This is a genomic window from Klebsiella sp. P1927, from assembly GCF_018204675.1.
In the GTDB taxonomy this organism is placed as follows: Bacteria; Pseudomonadota; Gammaproteobacteria; order Enterobacterales; family Enterobacteriaceae; genus Klebsiella; species Klebsiella pneumoniae.
Map to the genome: position 1 here is coordinate 2189057 of NZ_CP073377.1, position 19947 is coordinate 2209003.

Below are 19947 nucleotides of genomic sequence, written 5' to 3' on the forward strand. Positions count from 1 at the left end.
TCACTCGCTTATCGTTGTTGTTAAAGTCCGTACTGGCGAATAAACCAGACCGGGGTACAGCTCCACGCATGGCAGTAACTGTTGATAAGCTTACTGCCATACGGGGAAAAGTCAGGATGTTGGGGGTCGAAAATTTCCCAGAAGGTGTCGGCGCCGTAGGCGACCATCGCCCCCCAGTAGGCTTTGATCTCCGTCACCGCCTCCTCGCGCAGGCCGGACTGTAGCAGGGCAACAATGTGATGATGACGCAGGTACGGGGTGTTCATGGCAATGGCGGGCGGCTGCTGCTGCAGGCGGCGCATCAGCGCCTGACGCTGCCCGGCGGTGCCAACTTCCGCCAGCACCAGCCAGATCTGCGACGCCCATGAGACCTGACGCACGGCGCCGCTGATAAACACCTGCCGATCGTTGTCCCACAGGTGGTGGAGGGCGGCCTCCTTCAGCTGCCAGAGCGTGGCAGTGTAGTCGGGTACCCGCTGCGGTTCAAAACGCTGCGCCAGCCAGAGGGCTCGCTGCAGACAGTAGATGAGCACCCCCTGCGCCGACGCCTGTTTATTCAGCTCCGCCTGCCAGTCGATAAAGACCCACCAGTCATCGCTGTCGCGCACCAGCCCCTGAGAATCGCAGCGGGTCAGCGCCAGCTCGATTTGCCGCCGCGCCGTGGGCCACAGCTCACCGACGGTTTCCGTGTCGCCGGTGCTTTGCAGGTAGTTATAAAGCACGTCGACAAAAAACAATGAGTAATCAAACAGAAAGGTGTCATCGGCGCGTACCTCTGGCTGAACAAAGACATTGGCGGAAACCATGCCATCTTCCCGGGTATGGCCGGCAAAGAGATACAGGCAGCGGCGGACCAGATCGTGGTGGCCGAAGGTCACGTCATTCACCTGCGCCTGCAGGCGCAGGTCGCCCAGCCACAGCCGACGGTCGCGTTTCGGCCCATCTTCAAACACCTCCTGCATGCAGTTTTTCAGGGTACGAACGGCAACGTCATCAATGGCTTTCAACTGCAGATCGGCGATGACCGCCGGGTGCGGGCTGCCGGCAGAGGTGACGGTTTCCAGAGCGATCTCATCGAACTGCAGACGAAACTTGCGCGACAGCGCTTTGACCTCCACCTTCAGGTAGCGCAGGCAATAGCGACGTGGCAGAGCGACCCGGGCGGGCAGGACGTCAAGCCACAGATCCTGCTGCTGCAACCAGCTGCTGCTCAGCCATCCCTGGTATTCGCTGAACGGCTCACAGACTTCGCTCAGCGTCTCGCCGAAGGAGAAGTGCAGATGGGCCGGGGCATCGGGCGGGCTGCCGACGCTGCGGCAGCTGAACTGCAGGTAGCCAACAAAATGGCTGCCAAAATCAATAATGATGCTGTCGCCGACGTTGAGCGGTTGCTGATAAAACTGCTCCGGCGTGCAGACGGTATTCCCCCGCCAGCCGTTCAGCGCTCCTGGTTCAGCGACGGCCTCGACGATGGCCTGCGGCGTCTGGCGCAGGCGTTGCAGCGCGGGCGTCAGGTCGGCCGCACGCTGTAAAAAGCGCGGGTGACGGATCATCGCCACGCTGGAATTGTATTGAATTGCTTGTGACATACTGCGTCCTCTCCGTTAGGTTAGGCGCAGCATAGGCCGTCGTCCGGCGCGGCTACCACTCTGGCAATGCCAAACCGTCAGTGAAAATGGCAGGAATAATGAGGTGGGGGCGCTGGCGATCACAAATCCGCACATCGGGCGCGTGCCGAGGGCCGGAATAGATTATCGTGCTCCTGCGCCATAGGTTGTTCAGGATTTGCTGTAATGATGACACTGACCGTTGAGTATTATTTCACCCATTCCCAGGATAAGCTCGGCATGTACGCCAGTGACCCGGAGGATAATAGCCAGGAGCACGGCCATGAATTTGCCGAACTGGTGATCGTCGAGGAGGGGCATGGGTTACACGTTATTAATGGTCGCCCGCTGTATATCCAACAGGGAGACGTATTTTACGTCCAGCCTGGCGATGTGCATTATTATGATGAGCTGGGGACGCTGAAGCTGATTAATGTCTTAATTAATCCGGCGGTGGCCTTTGGCTATTTACAGCAGATGGAGGGATTGCTGCAGCAATTATCCGCGCAGCGCGCCGCCTGCTATGGCTGGCTAGCGCCGGAGACTCGCAGCTATTGCCGGGAACTGGTGGAAAAGATATTTTCCCCGGCGCTGAGGGCGGCGGATAATACCCCGCTACGGGAGTCTCTCTTTTTCCAGCTGGTGACCACCATTCTCACAGCCGAGTCGGAAGCCGAATATAGCAGCACTCGCTATAAACTGCATAAATTACTCACCTGGCTTCAGGAGCACTGTTTCGAAGAACATAACTGGCAGCAGCTGGCGGAGCAATTTCATCTCACCACCCGCACCGCGTTTCGCCATATTAAAGAGGCCACCGGATTAACCCCGGATAATTATCTGAAACGTCTGCGGCTGGTCTCCGCGCGGGTCAAATTACGCGAAACGGAGATGACCATTACCGAAGTGGCTTATCTGTGCGGCTTCGCCAACAGCAACCACTTTACCACCCTGTATAAAAAAGTGTTTGGCCTGACCCCCAGCGCCGATCGCCGCCGCCCACCGGGTTAAAAGGGGGCCGCAGGCCGGGCAGGGGAAAAACCGGCCGCCCGCGGCAAGTCACTCTTATTCGTCGAGGGAGTTTGCCCGTACATGACGGCCGCTGGCGACAAAATTGCCGGTGCCAAGATGATGCAGGGTATTGAGCTTATCGTCGTCGAATTGCCAGCGTCCGGTGACGAACGCGCGCTCATCGGCGGCGGCAGAGACCACCTCTCCGAACAGGGTGTCGTACTGGGTCTGGGCCGCCGTCGCCGGCAGCAACCGGCACTCCATCCATGCCAGACATTTCTCCTCGATCAGCGGCAGCCCCAGCTCCGGACCGGTTACTACCGGGATCCCCCAGGCATTGAATTTGTCCTCATCGCGGCCGCTGACGCTGCCGACGGCGTAGGTCCAGCTGGCGGCTGCGACGCCGGGAACCACAATGCCGAAGGTGCCATTGCGCTCGATGATCTCCCGCGTCCAGGTGCTTTTATCCACCACGATAGCCACCCGCGGCGGGGCGAATTCCACCGGCATTGACCAGGCGGCGGCCATTACGTTGCGCCGGTCGGACGGGGCATCGTAGCTGGTGATCAAAATGGTTGGGCCGTGGTTGAGCAGGCGGCTGGCGTACTGCAGTTCAACGTGGCGAAAGCGGCTCATAGGCGTTCCTTGAATAATGGGTCGGTTGGCAGGTAACACGTTAAGCCGCAATGAAAATGTAATCAATACGTCATCTCGTCTGACTATAGTCGCCAGCACTAAGTCCCAAAGAGGATCACAATATGTTGGCTCCCCTGATGCTATCCCAGGTGAGCGTGCCCCGTCGGATGTCGACCGCCGGGCTGGTCTCGCTGTCCCGAAAGGGAGGGCGATGATGCGCACGCTGACCCCTATCACCCTGCAGGAGGTCTCTTTCGCCTTCGCAGAGCCCCCCATTCTTGACCGCTTCACGTTGCATATCGAACCCGGCCGCATCGTGGCGCTACTGGGCCCTTCCGGCTGCGGCAAAAGCACGCTGCTGCGTCTGCTGGCCGGGCTGAGCGTGCCGGCCAGCGGCGAAATCCGCTTTGGCGACAGGCTGGTCGCCCGCGCAGGATGGGGATTGCCCCCGGAGCAGCGCGATATCGGCATGGTTTTTCAGGATTATGCCCTCTGGCCGCATATGAGCGTGGCGCAGAACGTCGCCTTTCCGCTGCGCATGCGCGGCGTCTCCCGCAGCGAACGCGAGCGCCGGGTCAGCGAGGCGCTGGCGCGGGTAGGCCTCAATGGCTTTGCCGAACGTAAGCCTTCAGGCCTCTCCGGCGGTCAGCAGCAACGGGTGGCGCTGGCGCGGGCGATCGTCGCCGCGCCGCGGGTGCTGCTGTTTGATGAACCGCTCTCCAACCTGGACAGCGAACTGCGCGAATCGCTGTGTGGCGAAATGAGCCGCCTGCTGCGACAGCTCGGCATCACCGCCCTGTATGTCACCCATGACCGACGTGAAGCCGAGCTGTTAGCCGACCAGATTGTCTATTTATCCGCGGGCCGCGTGGCCGCTGTCCGCGCCGTTACGCCAACCTCAGGGGAAGTTGCATGAACACCGTTATGACCGTTAAGAAAGGAGTGGTACTCGCGATGGCTCTCTCCGCCATGATGCTCTCCAGCGCCCATGCGCTGACCGTTTACACCGCCGGACCCGGCTCGCTGGCGAAAAGCCTGGCCAGCGGTTTTGAACAACAGACCGGGGTGAAGGTGACCGTTTTTCAGGCCACCACCGGCAAAGTGATGGCCCGACTGGAGGCCGAGCAGGCCAACCCGCAGGCGGATGTGCTGATCTCCGCCTCGTGGGATACCGCCGAAGATCTCCACCAGCGGGGCTGGTTGTTGCCTTTTGCGAGCGCCAACGCCGACCAGGTACCGGCGAACCTGAAATCGGCGGACTATATCGCCCAGGGCGTCTCCGCCCTGGGTATTGTCTGGAACAGTAAAAGCGGCACCCCGGAACCGAAAGAGTGGCGGGATCTCACCCAGCCGGCGTTTAAAGACAAGGTGACAACCCCCGACCCGGCGCTCTCCGGCGCGTCGCTGGATTTGCTGATCGGGCTGCAAAACAGCATGGGCGACCAGGCCTGGCAACTGTTTGACGATCTGAAAAAGAACGGCATGGTAGTCAGCGGACCCAACGCCCAGGCGGTGACGCCGGTGATGCAGGGGGCGAAAGCGGCGGTGTTTGGCGCGGTGGATTATGTCTCCTACGGCAACATTCAGCAGGGCGAGTCGCTGAAGGTGATCTTCCCGGCCAGCGGAACAGTGATTGCCCCGCGCCCGATGATGATCCTCAAAACCAGCCAGCATCCCGGCGATGCCAAAGCCTTTATCGATTACGTGCTGTCGCCGGAAGGTCAGGCGAAGGTCGCCGACGCCTGGCTGATGCCCGCCCGCCGCGACGTGGCGGCTAAACGTCCGCTACTGGACGCGCTGAAGGTGCTACCCACCACCAGCGAGGGCAGCAGCGAGCGGGGCGCCGTGCTCGCCCGCTTCAGTCAGCTGTACGCGCAGTAATTGATCCCGTTTCTCCGGCGCTGGCCGCCGGAGGACCCTCAGCTTCAGGAACCGGTTGTGAAACAAACATTCCTTTCCGGCGCGACCCTTGCCGCCCTGGTGATGCTGGTCGCGTTACCGTTAGTGTTTATTGTGCTGCAGGCGATTTTTCCCCATTTTAGCGCCGGTTCGCTCGGGGACGCCTTTGGCGGCATCCCGGCGCTGCTGGCCGATCCTCAGCTGCCGGCGATGCTCGGCGGTACGCTATGGATCGCCGCCGGCGTGGCGCTGGTCAGCGTAATGATTGGCCTGCCGCTCGGCATCCTGCGCGGTATGTTTTCGCTGCCGCTGCCCCGGCTGTGGGATCTCCTGTTTTTGATCCCCTTTCTTACGCCGCCCTATATCTCGGCGCTCTCCTGGATGCTGGCCCTGCAAAGCCAGGGCTATCTGCAGCAGCTGACCGGCTGGCAGCTGAACGATCTGCTGTTCAGCCGCAGCGGGATCGTGCTGGTGATGACCTTTAACATATTTCCGGTGGTCTACTTTGCCGTCTCCCGCAGCCTGCTGGCGAGCGGGACCCGGCTGGCGGTGGTCGCCCGCGTCCATGGCGCCAGCGCCTGGCGCGCCTTCTGGCACGTGACGCTACCGATGCTCTCCCCGGCGCTGGCGGCGGGCACGCTGCTGGCGTTTACCCTCGCTATCGAGGAGTTTGGCGTACCGGCGGCGCTGGGCAGCCGGGCGGGAGTGGTGATGCTGACGGTCGGTATTGAGAAAAAGCTGGCCGACTGGCCGGTGGATCTCCCTGGCGCCGCGCTATTGTCGCTGCTGCTGATGGCGGTGGCGTTATTCGCCTGGTGGCTGCAAAGGCGGCTGGTGGGGGAGAAAGAGGTCACCAGCGTCACCGGTAAGCCGGGGGAGAACCACGGGGCATCGCTGGGCTGGATGATGCTGCCCGCCGTGCTGGCGATGGCGGCCGTCGGCGGCCTGGCGGTCGGCGTCCCCGCCGTCTCGATGATGCTCACCAGCGTGATGGGCACGCTCTCCGGTGGCGTGAGTGTTGAGAATGTCACGCTGCGTCATTTCGCGGCGCTGTTTGACCAGCAGGGAGATGCCCTGTCGGCCCTCGGCACCAGCCTGTCGCTGGCCCTGGGTTCGGCGCTAATCGTCGGCGCGCTGGGCCTGCTGGCCGCCTGGCTGGTGATGGTGCAGAAGATTAAAGGGCGCGGGATGGTGGACGCGCTGTCGCTGATGCCGGCGGCGCTGCCGGGCGTGGTGGTGGGGGTCGGTTTGATCCTGCTGTGGAATCAGCCCTTCTGGCCGCGCTCGCCCTATAACACGCTGTGGATGCTGCTGCTCTCCTATTGCTGCCTGCTGTTGCCCTGGCCGGTGCGCTATGTCGGCAGCGCGCTGCGCCAGCTGGGCCCGAACCTTGAGCCCGCCGCCAGGGTGCACGGGGCGTCGCCACTGCAGGCGCTGCGGTTGATTGTCCTGCCGCTGGTCTTTCCGGCGCTGCTGGCGGCGATGCTGATGGTGTTCGCGGTGGCCTCCCGGGAGCTGGTGACCTCGCTGCTGCTCTCTCCGGCCGGTACGCAAACCGTGGCGGTGTTTATCTGGCGCCAGTTCGAACAGGGTTCCGTCGGTCAGGGCATGGCGATGGCCAGCCTGACGTTGTTGACCGGTCTGGTCCTGATGCTGACGGCGCTGGCGCTGATGCAGCGCCGCACGCGCGGTTAACGCTAAGCGCACAAAAAAGACGGTCGGCGCGGAAAAATAGGCTATAAATGTCGGACACCTACAGCTGGAGGCCCTGATGAGTCCCTTTTTACGCGCCTATTTTTCCCGTCTGAGCTGGACGGGTGAGCCTGATGTTTCCATTGATACCCTGCGGGAACTGCATCTGCAGCATAACAGCGCCATCCCCTTTGAAAACCTCGACGTCCTGCTGCCGCGTGAAATCCACCTTGACGATGGGGCGCTGGAAGAGAAGCTGATCGCCGCCCGCCGCGGGGGGTATTGTTTTGAACAGAATGGCCTGCTGGAGCGCGCGCTGCGCGAAATAGGCTTTAACGTCCGCAGCCTGCTGGGCCGCGTGGTGCTGGCCAACCCGCCGCAGATGCCGCCGCGTACTCACCGTCTGTTGCTGGTGGAGGTGGCGGGGGAGCGCTGGATCGCCGACGTCGGCTTCGGCGGCCAGACGCTGACCGCGCCGATCAAACTGCTGGCCGATATCCCACAGCAAACGCCGCACGGCAGCTATCGTCTGGTGCATGAAGGGGATGAGTGGACGCTGCAGTTCAACCATCACGAACACTGGCAGTCGATGTACCATTTCGATTTAGGCCGCCAGTATGCGTCTGATTATGTGATGGGCAATTTCTGGTCGGCGCACTGGCCGCAGTCCCACTTCCGTCACCATCTGCTGATGTGTCGTCATCTCCCGGACGGCGGCAAAATGACCCTCACCAACTTCCACTTTACCCACTGGGAGAATAACCATGTGGTGGAGAAGGTCGATTTTGCCGATGTCTCCGCGCTGTATGAAGCGCTGCAGACCCGTTTCGGCCTGGGGGTGGACGATCCTAAACATGGCTTCAGCGAAGCGGCGCTGGCGGCGGTGATGGCGGCGTTCGATACCCATCCGGAAGCCGGGAAGTAAATCTCCTCATGCCCGGCGGCGCTGCGCTTGTGCGGGTCTACGGGGTATGAGCCTGTAAGAGGACCCTGTAGGCCGGGCAAGGCGACAGCCGCCACCCGGCGAAATTACAGGAACCGTGCCTGATATCTTGCCCGGCGGCGCTGCGCCTGCGCGGGCCTGCGAGGTATGAGCCTGTGAGAGGACCCTGTAGGCCGGGCAAGGCGACAGCCGCCACCCGGCGAAATTACAGGTACCGTGCCTGATATCTTACCCGGCGGCGCTGCGCTTGCGCGGGCCTGCGAGGTATGAGCCTGTGAGAGGACCCTGTAGGCCGGGCAAGGCGTAGCCGCCACCCGGCGAAATTACAGGTACCGTGCCTGATATCTTGCCCGGCGGCGCTGCGCTTGCGCGGGCCTGCGAGGTATGAGCCTGTGGGAGGACCCTGTAGGCCGGGTAAGGCGACAGCCGCCACCCGGCGAAATTACAGATACCGTGTCTGATATCTTGCCCGGCGGCGCTGCGCTTGCGCGGGCCTGCGAGGTTTGAGCCTGTGAGAGGACCCTGTAGGCCGGGTAAGGCGACAGCCGCCACCCGGCATAAAGCCTGGAGCCAGGTACGATAAATACCCGGACTTGGCGCGAAGGCCTCGTCCGGGCTACCGGTAAGGATGAATGGTAAACGCCGCCAGCGCTCAGCGCCGGGAGCGTACCACCTGGTAACGCCGGGTGAAATATTCCACCGGCGCGCTCCAGACGTGAACCAGGCGGGTGAAGGGGAAGATCAGAAAGATGGTCATTCCGAGCACCAGGTGGACGCGGTAAATCCATGCGACACCGTCCAGATGCGCCGAGGCGCCGCCGTGGAAGGTGACCACCGCCTGCGCCCAGTCCACCAGCTTGAGCATTTCGCTGCCGTCCGGATGCTGGGCGGAGAAGGGGATGGTCGTCAGCCCCAGCGCGCACTGAATCAGCAGAATGCACAGGATCAAAATATCCGCGGTCGTGGAGGTGGCGCGAATTCGCGGGTTGGTCAGGCGGCGCATCAGCAGGCCGATACCGCCTACCAGGGTCAGCACGCCGCAGATGCCGCCAAGGATCATGGCCATCAGCTGCTTCTGGGACATCGGCAGGAACCACGAGTAGACCCAGTGTGGGGTCAGCATGCCAAAGAGATGGCCAAAGAAGATGCCGAGAATGCCGATATGAAATAAGTTCGACCATAGCACCATCCCGCGCTTATCCAGCATCTGGCTGGATGAGGCGCGCCAGGTATACTGCCCGTAATCGTAGCGCAGCCAGCTGCCCACCAGAAAGACGGTGCCGCACAGGTAAGGGTAGATATCGTAAAAGAAGAGGTTCAGATACTGGATCATTTCGGGCCTCCGGCGCGGATGTCAACGTACTGCGGCGCCACATCCTGACTAAAGCGTCGTTGATAAGCTTGCATCGACGAGCTATCGCAAGCGGTCGCATTATCTTCGATAAACTTCACCTGCTCTTCTTCCCACACGGCGTCCAGCGCCTGACGGGTATCGTCGCGCTTTTCTCCCGCCACCTGTTTTGTGACACTGTCACTGGTGAGCGGGCTTTTAGCCAGCGCCAGCAGGGCGTCAAACAGCTGGTAGTACGGGCAGGCTCGCTGCTTAAGACGGCCGCCGATCAGCGCCAGAATCGGCGCGATATTCTGCAGCCCCTCCCGAGCCTCCGCGGGAGGTAGAATACTGAGATACTCCAGATACAGCGGCAGATGGTCGGGCAGCTCGCGACAATCGATCTGCAGACCCGCCTGCTGATACTGATTCATCAGGTCGACCATCGCCTGGCCGCGGTCGCGGGATTCGGCATGCACATGTTCAAACAGCAGCAGCGAGGTGGCGCGCCCGCGCTCGAACACCTCGCACCATTCGGCCTGGCGATCCAACAGCGGAGCCGTCAACAGCTCACCGACAAACGGCGTCAGGGAAGGGACATCGGCCCTGATCAGCGCCAGGGCGTCGTCGCGGTTCTCCCACAGTAACTCGTCGGGGTACTCCAGCAGCAGACCGATCACTTTCAGGATCCGCATCACTCGCCCTCCCCATGCTTACGCACGCCGCTGACGTCGATGGCGTCGATCCGCCGGCTGTTAAACAGGTTGAATTTCGTATCTGACCCGTGGCAGCCATCGCCGAAGGTAAAGCCGCAGCCGTTACGTTCCGGAAAGGCATCCTCCGCCAGTTCGCGATGGCTGGTGGGGATCACGAAGCGGTCTTCGTAGTTGGCGATCGCCAGATAGCGATACATCTCTTCGACCTGCTCAACGCTGAGGCCCACCTCTTCAATGGCGCGGGTATCGGTGACGCCCTCGACGGTTTGCGAGCGCTTGTAGTGGCGCATCGCCATCATCCGTTTCAGCGCGCGCAAGACCGGTCCGGTATCGCCGGCGCTCAGCAGATTCGCCAGGTATTGCACCGGGATGCGCAGACTCTCAACCGCCGGCAGGATGTTGCCGTTGCTCGGTAAGCCGCCGGCGTCGGCAACCGACTGGATCGGCGACAGGGGCGGCACGTACCAGACCATCGGCAGGGTGCGATACTCCGGATGCAGCGGCAGAGCCAGCTTCCAGTCCATCGCCAGCTTATAGACCGGCGATTTCTGCGCCGCCTCAATGACGTTGTGCGGGATGCCTTGCTTTAGCGCTTCCTCGATGACCGCCGGATCGTTTGGATTAAGGAACACCTCGCACTGGCGCTCATAGAGGTCGGTTTCATGTTCGGTACTGGCCGCCTCTTCAATGCGGTCGGCGTCATACAGCAGTACGCCAAGATAGCGGATGCGCCCGACGCAGGTTTCTGAGCAGACCGTTGGCTGCCCGGACTCAATGCGCGGATAGCAGAAGATGCATTTTTCCGACTTACCGCTCTTCCAGTTAAAGTAGATTTTTTTGTACGGACAGCCGCTGATGCACATCCGCCAGCCGCGGCATTTGTCCTGATCGATCAGTACGATGCCATCTTCCTCACGCTTGTAGATGGCGCCGCTCGGGCAGGTGGCCACGCAGCTCGGGTTGAGGCAGTGCTCGCACAGGCGCGGAAGATACATCATGAAGGTATTTTCGAACTGGCCGTACATCTCTTTTTGCATGGCTTCGAAGTTACGGTCGCGGGCGCGTTTCTCGAATTCGCCGCCGAGCAGCTCCTCCCAGTTCGGGCCCCAGCTAATCTTATCCATACGCTCGCCGCTGATCAGCGAGCGCGGGCGGGCGGTCGGCAGATATTTGCCCTCCGGCGCGTTGTGCAGGTGCTGGTAGTCGTAGGTAAAGGGTTCGTAGTAATCGTCGATCGCCGGCAGCACCGGGTTGGCGAAAATCTTCGATAACACGCTGACCCGATTGCCGAGGCGGGGCGTCAGCTTACCGCTAATGCCGCGGATCCAGCCGCCTTGCCACTGATCCTGGTCCTCCCAGTTTTTGGGGTAGCCAATGCCCGGTTTGCTCTCCACGTTATTGAACCACGCGTACTCCATGCCTTCGCGGCTGCTCCAGACGTTTTTACAGGTGACCGAGCAGGTGTGACAGCCGATGCATTTGTCCAGATTCAGCACCATTCCAACCTGAGAACGGATTTTCATTTTTTCGCCTCCTGTACCTGATCGCGACCTTCGTCATCCAGCCAGGCAATATTCTTCATTTTGCGGATCATGATGAACTCGTCGCGGTTCGATCCGACGGTGCCGTAATAGTTAAAGCCATAGGCCAGCTGGGCGTAGCCGCCAATCATGTGCGTTGGCTTCGGACAGACGCGGGTTACCGAGTTATGAATGCCGCCGCGACGACCGGTCACTTCCGAACCCGGGATATTCATAATCCGTTCCTGAGCGTGGTACATCATGGTCATCCCCGGCGGCACCCGCTGGCTCACCACCGCCCGCGCGGTGAGAGCCCCGTTGGCGTTGAACGCTTCAATCCAGTCGTTATCTTCAATGCCCAGCTCTTTCGCGTCGGTTTCGCTAAGCCAGACGATCGGCCCGCCGCGCGACAGCGTCAGCATCAGCAGGTTTTCGCTATAGGTGGAGTGGATCCCCCACTTCTGGTGCGGCGTCAGGAAATTCAGCGCTTTTTCCGGAAAGCCGTTTGGCGGCACGGCCTTCATCTGGCTGACGCTGCGGGTATCAATGGGCGGGCGATAGGCTACCAGGCTTTCGCCAAAAGCGCGCATCCACGGATGGTCCTGATACAACTGCTGGCGGCCGGAGAGGGTGCGCCATGGGATCAGCTCATGCACGTTGGTATAACCGGCATTGTAGGAGACGTGCTCGCTTTCCAGTCCCGACCACGTCGGGCTGGAGATAATTTTGCGCGGCTGCGCCTGAATATCGCGAAAGCGGATCTTCTCATCCTCTTTATTGAGCGCCAGATGGGTATGATCGCGGCCGGTAAACTCTCCCAGCGCCTGCCAGGCTTTCACCGCCACCTGGCCGTTGGTTTCCGGGGCGAGGCTAAGAATAACTTCAGAGGCGTCAATGGCGCTGTCGATCCGCGGCCGGCCTTTGGCCGGACCATCGGGCTTGACGTAGTTAAGCTTGCCGAGGAAATCGACTTCGCTTTGCGTATTCCACGAAATGCCTTTTCCGCCGTTGCCAAGCTTATCGAGCAGCGGGCCGAGAGAGGTGAAGCGTTCCCAGGTGGCAGGATAGTCGCGTTCCACCAGGGCAATCGACGGTGCGGTTTTCCCGGGGATCAGATCGCATTCGCCCTTGCGCCAGTCAAGCACCTCGAACGGCTGCGACAGTTCGCCGGGGGAATCATGCTGCAGCGGGACCAGCACCACATCGGTCTCTTTGCCAAGATGGCCGACGCAGACCTGCGAGAAGGATTTAGCGATATCCTTGTAGATCTCCCAGTCGCTTTTCGCCTCCCAGGCCGGGTCGACGGCGGCGGAGAGCGGGTGGATAAACGGGTGCATGTCCGAGGTGTTCATATCGTCTTTTTCATACCAGGTGGCGGTCGGCAGGACAATATCGGAGAAGAGACAGGTACTGGACATGCGGAAATCCAGCGTCACCAGCAGGTCGAGTTTGCCCTCAATCGCCGCGGTCTGCCACTCGACTTCCTCAGGTTTTACCTCATCGCTGGCGCCCAGTTCATCACCCTGAATACCGCTGTCGGTCCCGAGCAGGTATTTCAACATGTACTCATGCCCCTTACCGGACGATCCCAGCAGGTTTGAGCGCCAGATAAACAGGTTGCGCGGATGGTTTTTGCCGCTATCCGGCTGCTCGGCGGCAAAGCGAATATCGCCTGATTTTAACGACTGGACGGTGAACTCCGCGGGGGAGAGCCCGGCGGCCTCGGCCTGCTGCTTAATGGTCAGCGGGTTGACGTTGAGCTGGGGCGCAGAGGGTAACCAGCCCATCCGTTCCGCACGGACGTTGAAGTCGATAAGGCTGCCGCTAAATTTGCTGGCGTCGGCCAGCGGCGACAGCAGCTCCTGCGCGGTCAGTTTTTCGTAGCGCCACTGGCTGGCGTGGTTGTAGAAATAAGAGGTACTGTTCATCTGCCGCGGCGGACGACTCCAGTCCAGGGCGAACGCCAGCGGCAGCCAGCCGGTCTGCGGGCGCAGTTTCTCCTGACCGACATAGTGCGACCAGCCGCCGCCGCTCTGGCCGACGCAGCCGCAGAATACCAGCAGATTAATCATCCCGCGGTAGTTCATATCCATGTGGTACCAGTGGTTCACCCCGGCGCCGAGGATAATCATTGAGCGGCCGTGGGTCTTATGCGCCGTATCGGCAAACTCGCGGGCGATTTGTTCGATATGTTGACGCGGTACGCCGGTGATCTGCTCCGCCCATGCCGGGGTATAGGCTTTGACCTCGGCGAAATCCTTCGCCGCATTGACATCGTCAAGCCCGCGATCCAGACCGTAGTTGGCCAGAATCAGGTCATAGACGCTGACCACCAGGCCGCTTTCGCCACTGGCCAGCGTCAGCTGTTTAGCCGGTAGCGGGTGAAGGGTCACCGGTGACTGCGCTACGCTGCGAAAATGCGGGTTTTCGTTGCCGCCAAAGTAGGGGAAGCCCACCGACACCACGCTGTCGCGAATATCCAGCAGCGACAGCTTAAGCTCGACATCTTTGCCGTCTGCCCGTTGTTCGAGATTCCATTTGCCTTTTTCGCCCCAGCGAAAGCCGATGGAGCCGTTCGGCGCCACCAGTTCGCCGTCGCTGTTATAAGCCACGGTTTTCCATTCCGGGTTATTACTTTCTCCGAGACCGTCAAGCAGGTCGGAAACACGCAGCATACGGCCCGGCGTATAGCTGCCGTCGTCGCGCGGCTCGAGTATCACCAGCATCGGCATGTCGGTGTAGGTCCGGCAGTAGTTGAGAAAGTAATCGCTCGGGTTATCGAGGTGGAAGGCTTTGAGGATCACATGGCCCATGGCCATCGCCAGCGCGCTGTCGGTGCCTTGCTTCGGCGCCAGCCACTGGTCGCAGAGCTTAGCGACTTCCGAATAGTCCGGCGTGATGGCGATAGTTTTGGTGCCCTTGTAGCGCACTTCGGTAAAGAAGTGGGCGTCCGGGGTTCGGGTCTGCGGCACGTTGGAGCCCCAGGCAATAATGTAGCTGGAGTTGTACCAGTCGGCGGATTCCGGCACGTCGGTCTGTTCGCCCCAGGTCATCGGCGAGGCGGGGGGCAGATCGCAGTACCAGTCATAAAAGCTCAGGCAGGTGCCGCCAATCAACGATAAATAGCGAGTGCCCGCGGCGTAGGAGACCATCGACATCGCCGGGATCGGCGAGAAGCCGGCGACGCGGTCCGGGCCATAGTGTTTGATGGTCCAGACGTTGGCGGCGGCGATGAGCTGGTTCAGCTCTTTCCAGCTGGAGCGGACAAAACCGCCTTTGCCGCGCGCCGCTTTATAGCTGCGGGTTTTTGCCGGATCCTGCATGATGCTATCCCATGCCAGCACCGGGTCGGGATGCTGCGCCAGGGCTTCGCGCCACAGCTCAATCAGTCGTTTACGCGCCAGCGGGTACTTCAGGCGGTTGGCGCTGTAGAGATACCAGGAGTAGCTGGCGCCGCGCGGGCAGCCGCGCGGTTCGTGATTTGGCAGATCCGGCCGGGTGCGCGGATAATCGGTCTGCTGGGTTTCCCAGGTAACGAGGCCGTTTTTGACGTAAATTTTCCAGCTGCAGGAGCCGGTGCAGTTCACACCGTGCGTGGAGCGGACAATTTTGTCGAACTGCCAGCGTTGACGGTAGCTGTCTTCCCAGTCACGGTTGTTGTTGTAGACCTGGCCGTGGCCGTTGGCAAAGGTCTCGCCCTTCTGCTTAAAGTAGCGAAAGCGATCCAGAAGTTTACTCATGACATTTCTCCTGCTCCGATGATGTCCGGCATCGTGCCACCCGGCCGGATGAGCGAACGAACTCGTAAGGCCGGATAAGGCGTAAGCCGCTATCCGGCAGATAAATCGTTATGGTTAAGCGGGTTTACGGCGGCCGTAGACCAGCCAGGTCACCAGCACGCAAACCACATAGAAGACAAAAAAGACTTTCATCGCGCCAACCGGTGAGCCGGTCATCGCCAGCGAGGTGCCGAAGGCTTTCGGAATAAAGAAGCCGCCGATGGCGCCGATCGCCGAGATAAAGCCCAGCGCGGCAGCGGTATCGGTCACCGCCTCGTGCTGCGCTTCTTCATCGCTTCCGCCGCGCTGTTTTACGCTGTCGATGGTGAGCTGGCGGAAGATGACGGCGATCATCTGGAAGGTGGAGCCGCTTCCCAGACCGGCGGTTAAAAAGAGCCCCATAAACACCACGTAGAAAGCGAGAAAGCTGCCGGAGCCGCTGCCTGGCAGGGTCAGAAACAGCAGGCCGGTAAACAGCGCCATCAGGACGAAGTTAACCAGCGTCACCCGCACGCCGCCGAGACGGTCGGAGATGATCCCGCCGAACGAGCGCGCCAGCGCGCCGATGAACGGTCCAAAGAAGGCGAGCTTGAGGATATCGACCGCGGGAAACTGGGTTTTCGCCAGCATGGCAAAGCCGGCGGAAAAGCCGATGAACGAGCCAAACGTCGCCAGATAGAGCAGGCTTAACAGCCACATATGCGGTCGCTTGAGCACGGGAAGCTGATCGCGAATCGAGGCCTTTGAACCGGCGATATCGTTCATGCCGAACCATGCCGCGACGGTGGCGAGCAGCAGCAGCGGTACCCAGACGAGCGCCGCATTACTCAGGGTGATTGTCGAACCATCGGGCTGGGTGACGCCATGGACGCCGAGAAAGGTGAAGAGCGGCAGGAAGATGACCGCCGGGGCGACCATCTGCATCACGCTTACGCCCAGATTGCCAAGACCGCCGTTGACTCCCAGCGCGCTGCCCTGTTTCGCTTTGGGGAAAAAGAAACTGATATTTCCCATGCTGGAAGCAAAATTCGCTCCGGCAAAACCGCATAGCAGCGCAATAATAATAAATACCCAGAACGGAGTAGTAATATTCTGGATTGCCACTCCTAACCAAATACAAGGCACGATCAGGATAACGGTACTTAATACGGTCCAGTAGCGCCCGCCAAAAAGGGGTACCATAAAGGAGTAGGGGACCCGTAATATCGCGCCGGAAAGTGAAGGCAGGGCGGTTAATAAAAAAAGCTGGTCGGTGGTGAAATGAAAACCGACCTTATTGAGATTGACCGCTACGGCGCTGAATAACATCCATACGCAGAAAGCAAGCAGCAGACAGGCCACTGATATCCATAGATTTCTTCGCGCAATGGCTTGGCCTTTATTTTCCCAGAATGCCTTGTTTTCAGGCCGCCAGTTGTTCAAAAGGTAATGATTATCTTTATCATTCTGCACCGACATATTGCCCTCTACTTGCCCGGAAAGGAGTAAATAAATAAGGTCAACAGCTGAATACAAGGGGATAGTGAATAACGCTTAATTTGCGTTATCTATGAAGCGTAGATAAAAAAAACGTGCTGACAGAGAGCACGTGGTAAGCGTAGCGGAATTAATTGTTACTAAATGTAAAGATAGCTAAAACAACTCCAGCTTAATCATCTTATTTACATAGCGGCTAAACGCCGCCTCATCCAGGGCCTGCGCGTCCAGCGCATAAATCCCGTCGAGGCCGCACACCAGGGCGATAAAGCGCCAGGCGATATCCGCCGCAGGCTCAGCCGACCGAAATTCGCCGCTGGCGAGGCCCTGCTCGATGATGGCGACGGTCTCGGCATGCCACATATTCATGGTCAGCAGGTAGGCCGCTTTGATGTCCGGATCGCTGTCGGCCAGCACCTGGCCTTCGCGCCACAGGCGGATATAGGGTTCCAGTCGGCCATCCTCGCTGCCGATCATCGAGAACAAGCGCTCGCGCCAGCTGGCGTCCTCAGCCACCAGCGGCATGTCGAGCATCTCGCGGATCAGGCGGATGAAAACCTGCGCTTTCAGCTCGCCGATGGAGGTGAAGTGGTGGTGCAGCTGCCCGGCGGCCACCTGGGCTTCGCGGGCGATCTGCCGCACGGTCATGGCGGCAAAGCCGCCGCGTAGCGCCAGGCGCATGGCGGCCTGCATAATCCCTTCCCGTCGCGCATCACGTTGTAAATAGTGCATAGAACCCCACTGTCATCTGGCTTTGGCCGAGTGTAACAAAAAGTTGGACATGTGTTCAACAATCCGGCAGGATCGCCATCCTGGACGTGTGTCCAATATTCAATATTGATTGAGGTACAAGCTATGTCACGGCAATGGATGACGCTGATGGCGATTTTGCTGGTTTATATTCCGGTGGCGATTGACGCTACGGTGTTGCATGTGGCCGCGCCGACCCTCAGCGTGGCGCTGGGTAGCAGCGGCAATGAGCTGTTGTGGATCATTGATATCTACTCATTAGTGATGGCCGGCATGGTGCTGCCGATGGGCGCCCTTGGCGATAAGATCGGCTTTAAGCGCCTGCTGCTGCTCGGCAGCGCCATTTTTGGCATCGCCTCGCTGTGCGCCGCGCTGTCGCCTACGGCCATGACGCTGATTGCCTCACGCGCTTTGCTGGCGGTGGGGGCGGCGATGATCGTCCCGGCGACGCTGGCCGGGATCCGCAGCACCTTTGCCGAGGCCAGCCAGCGCAATATGGCGCTGGGGCTGTGGGCAGCGGTCGGCTCCGGCGGCGCGGCCTTCGGCCCGCTGGTGGGCGGTATCCTGCTGGAGCATTTCTACTGGGGGTCGGTGTTCCTGATCAATGTGCCGATCGTGCTGGTGGTTATCGCGATTAACGCGAAAGTGGTGCCGCGCCAGCCCGCGCGCCGCGAACAGCCGCTCAATCTACTGCAGGCGCTCGTTTTGATTGCCGCGATCCTGATGCTGGTGTTTAGCGCGAAATCGGCGCTGAAGGGCCAGCTGGCGCTGTGGCTCACCGCGCTGGTGGCGCTCGGCGGGGCGGCGATGTTAACCTGGTTTATCCGCAAGCAGCTGTCGGCGGCCCGCCCGATGGTGGATATGCGCCTGTTCACCCATCGCATTATCTTAAGCGGGGTGATGATGGCGATGACGGCCCTGATTACCCTGGTCGGTTTTGAGCTACTGATGGCCCAGGAGCTGCAGTTTGTGCACCAGAAAACGCCGTTCGAGGCGGGGATATTTATGCTGCCGGTAATGGTGGCCAGCGGCTTCAGCGGCCCGATTGCCGGCCTGCTGGTGTCGCGGCTTGGGCTGCGCGAGGTGGCGACCGGCGGGATGCTGCTCAGCGCCTTCAGCTTTCTCGGCCTGGCGTTGACCGATTTCAGTACCCAGCAGTGGCTGGCCTGGGGGCTGATGACGCTGCTGGGCTTTAGCGTGGCCAGCGCGCTGCTGGCCTCCAGTTCCGCGATTATGGCGGCAGCGCCGAAGGAGAAAGCGGCGGCCGCCGGGGCGATTGAAACCATGGCCTATGAGCTGGGCGCCGGTCTCGGCATAGCGCTGTTCGGCCTGATCCTGACCCGCAGCTACAGCGCCTCTATTGCGCTGCCGTCTGGCCTGAGTGGCGCCATGGCGCAGCAGGCGGCGTCATCGATTGGCGAGGCGGTGAGTCTGTCCCAGGCGCTGCCCGCCGGGGTGGCGCAGGCGCTGATGGCGGCGGCGAAGACGGCTTTTATTCAGGCTCATAGCCTGGTGCTGGCGACGGCGGGTGTATTGCTTCTGCTGCTGGCCGCTGGGATCTGGCGCAGCCTCGCCACCGTGGCGAAACCGCAGTCGGCGCTATAGCTGCAGCGACAGATCCATCGCCGCGCGCCGTAGCGGGGCGAGAGCCTTCTCTTTTAACGCCGCGGCGCTGACCGTCGCGGCAGGTACCCCGACATTCAGGGCGGCCACCACCTGACCGTGACGCGACAGCACGGGTACCGCCAGCGAGCACAAGCCTACCTCGATCTGCCGGTCGGCGAGGGCATAGCCCTGCATGCGCACCCGGGCGATCTCTGCACGTAAACCGGACAAATCGCACAGGGTATGCGGAGTGTAGCGAATAAGCGTAGCCCGTGACAACGTCACTTCCAGCTGTTCCTCCGGCAGCGCGCTCAGCAACACCCGCCCCATCGACGTGGCCCACGCCGGCAGGCGGCTGCCTCGCCCCAGATCGATGCTCAGTAAATTATTGACCGCCGCGCGGGCAATATAGAGCACGTTATCCCCGTCGAGCGTGGCCGCCGAACAGGATTCGCCGAGCGCTTTGCCAAGATTATCCAGCGCCGTCTGCGCCACCTTGGCCAGCGGCGTGCCTGCCAGATAGGCGTGGCCGACGGCCAGCACCCGGGGGAGCAGTTCATAGCTACGGCCATCCGGACTGTGCACCATGCCCAGCGCGGCGAGGGTATACAAACAGCGGCGTACCGCCGCGCGCGAGATTTGCGTTTTCTGGCTGAGCTGGGAAATGGTCAGCCGCTGGCGCTGGGGGGTGAAGGCGTTAAGGACCTCAAGCCCGCGGGCCAGAGACAGCATAAAGTTAGGGTCGTGCTCGGCCTGCCTGGCGCTCAGCGTATTGGGTATATTGTCGCTCATCGCATCCTTCTCCGTTGCAGCGTAAAGCTCACGGCAGATCACTATACCTTGCGCAAAATGGGGCGCGCTGAATTGTGCCGGTTTTACCACCATGATCACATTAATAACCGTCTATTAACAAACGCGTCGATAATCGCACAACATTTCGATTATCGCCGTTGACCATCCGCCAGGCTGAACCCTATTGTCAA

Annotated in this window: 15 protein-coding genes; 6 read left to right on the forward strand and 9 right to left on the reverse strand. The window is 60.7% G+C overall.

What is annotated here, in order from left to right:
• Positions 1-20: 20 nt before the first annotated feature.
• Positions 21-1589 carry an alpha-L-rhamnosidase-related protein gene (locus KB892_RS11105; RefSeq protein ID WP_062954953.1) on the reverse strand — a complete coding sequence of 523 codons (1569 nt, stop codon included), beginning with the start codon at positions 1587-1589 and terminating at the stop codon, positions 21-23.
• A gap of 204 nt (positions 1590-1793) precedes the next feature.
• Here KB892_RS11105 and KB892_RS11110 point away from each other — a divergent pair, with 204 nt between their 5' ends.
• Positions 1794-2618, forward strand: a complete 825-nt coding sequence (locus tag KB892_RS11110; protein WP_004200067.1) for a helix-turn-helix domain-containing protein — start codon at positions 1794-1796, stop codon at positions 2616-2618.
• 54 nt (positions 2619-2672) lie between these two features.
• Here the strand turns inward: KB892_RS11110 and KB892_RS11115 are convergent, their stop codons facing one another.
• On the reverse strand, positions 2673-3254 hold the full coding sequence (locus tag KB892_RS11115; protein ID WP_004151228.1) for a flavin reductase family protein: 582 nt from the start codon (positions 3252-3254) through the stop codon (positions 2673-2675).
• Positions 3255-3465: 211 nt separating this feature from the next.
• On the opposite strand from KB892_RS11115, the gene KB892_RS11120 reads away from it, so the two are divergent.
• From KB892_RS11120 to nhoA, 4 genes are all read left to right on the forward strand, one after another.
• Complete coding sequence (locus KB892_RS11120) at positions 3466-4170, forward strand: ABC transporter ATP-binding protein (protein WP_014343115.1); 705 nt, start codon at positions 3466-3468, stop codon at positions 4168-4170.
• Positions 4167-5135: an ABC transporter substrate-binding protein gene (locus KB892_RS11125; protein ID WP_002906621.1), complete on the forward strand. Its 969-nt coding sequence runs from the start codon at positions 4167-4169 to the stop codon at positions 5133-5135. Before KB892_RS11120 ends, KB892_RS11125 begins: the two co-directional genes overlap by 4 nt.
• Positions 5136-5192: 57 nt before the next feature.
• Positions 5193-6848, forward strand: a complete 1656-nt coding sequence (locus KB892_RS11130; protein WP_004200065.1) for an ABC transporter permease — start codon at positions 5193-5195, stop codon at positions 6846-6848.
• A 76-nt stretch (positions 6849-6924) separates the two neighbouring features.
• Positions 6925-7770 carry an N-hydroxyarylamine O-acetyltransferase gene (gene nhoA, locus KB892_RS11135; RefSeq protein WP_002906551.1) on the forward strand — a complete coding sequence of 282 codons (846 nt, stop codon included), beginning with the start codon at positions 6925-6927 and terminating at the stop codon, positions 7768-7770.
• 670 nt (positions 7771-8440) lie between these two features.
• Here the strand turns inward: nhoA and narI are convergent.
• From narI to KB892_RS11165, 6 genes are all read right to left on the reverse strand, one after another.
• Positions 8441-9121, reverse strand: coding sequence for a respiratory nitrate reductase subunit gamma (gene narI, locus KB892_RS11140; protein WP_004200063.1), 681 nt, complete (start codon positions 9119-9121; stop codon positions 8441-8443).
• Positions 9118-9813 carry a nitrate reductase molybdenum cofactor assembly chaperone gene (gene narW / locus KB892_RS11145; protein ID WP_002906547.1) on the reverse strand — a complete coding sequence of 232 codons (696 nt, stop codon included), beginning with the start codon at positions 9811-9813 and terminating at the stop codon, positions 9118-9120. The genes narI and narW overlap by 4 nt, the downstream gene beginning before the upstream one ends.
• The gene (gene narH / locus KB892_RS11150) at positions 9813-11357 is read right to left on the reverse strand and encodes a nitrate reductase subunit beta (protein ID WP_004200061.1); all 1545 of its coding nucleotides are present in this window, start codon (positions 11355-11357) and stop codon (positions 9813-9815) included. The genes narW and narH overlap by 1 nt, the downstream gene beginning before the upstream one ends.
• Entirely contained in the window at positions 11354-15094 is a 3741-nt protein-coding gene (locus tag KB892_RS11155; protein ID WP_004200060.1) for a nitrate reductase subunit alpha, read from the reverse strand. Before KB892_RS11155 ends, narH begins: the two co-directional genes overlap by 4 nt.
• 114 nt (positions 15095-15208) lie before the next feature.
• A complete protein-coding gene (locus KB892_RS11160; protein ID WP_004151231.1) occupies positions 15209-16591 on the reverse strand; it encodes a NarK family nitrate/nitrite MFS transporter in 1383 nt (460 codons plus the stop codon).
• A 174-nt stretch (positions 16592-16765) separates the two neighbouring features.
• A complete protein-coding gene (locus KB892_RS11165) occupies positions 16766-17341 on the reverse strand; it encodes a TetR family transcriptional regulator (protein WP_004200058.1) in 576 nt (191 codons plus the stop codon).
• Positions 17342-17464: 123 nt separating this feature from the next.
• Here KB892_RS11165 and kmrA point away from each other — a divergent pair, with 123 nt between their 5' ends.
• Positions 17465-18964 (forward strand): efflux MFS transporter KmrA, encoded by a 1500-nt coding sequence (gene kmrA, locus KB892_RS11170; protein WP_004175980.1) that lies wholly within the window; start codon positions 17465-17467, stop codon positions 18962-18964.
• Here kmrA and KB892_RS11175 read toward each other — a convergent pair.
• Positions 18959-19849: an IclR family transcriptional regulator domain-containing protein gene (locus KB892_RS11175; RefSeq protein ID WP_014343110.1), complete on the reverse strand. Its 891-nt coding sequence runs from the start codon at positions 19847-19849 to the stop codon at positions 18959-18961. The genes kmrA and KB892_RS11175 overlap by 6 nt on opposite strands.
• Between the last annotated feature and the right edge of the window lie 98 nt (positions 19850-19947).

Coding starts and splice junctions, on each gene's coding strand:
- KB892_RS11105 (WP_062954953.1), bottom strand. CDS start 1,589: ATGTCACAAGCAATTCAATACAATTCCAGCGTGGCGATGATCCGTCAC.
- KB892_RS11110 (WP_004200067.1), top strand. CDS start 1,794: ATGATGACACTGACCGTTGAGTATTATTTCACCCATTCCCAGGATAAG.
- KB892_RS11115 (WP_004151228.1), bottom strand. CDS start 3,254: ATGAGCCGCTTTCGCCACGTTGAACTGCAGTACGCCAGCCGCCTGCTC.
- KB892_RS11120 (WP_014343115.1), top strand. CDS start 3,466: ATGATGCGCACGCTGACCCCTATCACCCTGCAGGAGGTCTCTTTCGCC.
- KB892_RS11125 (WP_002906621.1), top strand. CDS start 4,167: ATGAACACCGTTATGACCGTTAAGAAAGGAGTGGTACTCGCGATGGCT.
- nhoA (WP_002906551.1), top strand. CDS start 6,925: ATGAGTCCCTTTTTACGCGCCTATTTTTCCCGTCTGAGCTGGACGGGT.
- narI (WP_004200063.1), bottom strand. CDS start 9,121: ATGATCCAGTATCTGAACCTCTTCTTTTACGATATCTACCCTTACCTG.
- narW (WP_002906547.1), bottom strand. CDS start 9,813: ATGCGGATCCTGAAAGTGATCGGTCTGCTGCTGGAGTACCCCGACGAG.
- narH (WP_004200061.1), bottom strand. CDS start 11,357: ATGAAAATCCGTTCTCAGGTTGGAATGGTGCTGAATCTGGACAAATGC.
- KB892_RS11155 (WP_004200060.1), bottom strand. CDS start 15,094: ATGAGTAAACTTCTGGATCGCTTTCGCTACTTTAAGCAGAAGGGCGAG.
- KB892_RS11160 (WP_004151231.1), bottom strand. CDS start 16,591: ATGTCGGTGCAGAATGATAAAGATAATCATTACCTTTTGAACAACTGG.
- KB892_RS11165 (WP_004200058.1), bottom strand. CDS start 17,341: ATGCACTATTTACAACGTGATGCGCGACGGGAAGGGATTATGCAGGCC.
- kmrA (WP_004175980.1), top strand. CDS start 17,465: ATGTCACGGCAATGGATGACGCTGATGGCGATTTTGCTGGTTTATATT.
- KB892_RS11175 (WP_014343110.1), bottom strand. CDS start 19,849: ATGGTGGTAAAACCGGCACAATTCAGCGCGCCCCATTTTGCGCAAGGT.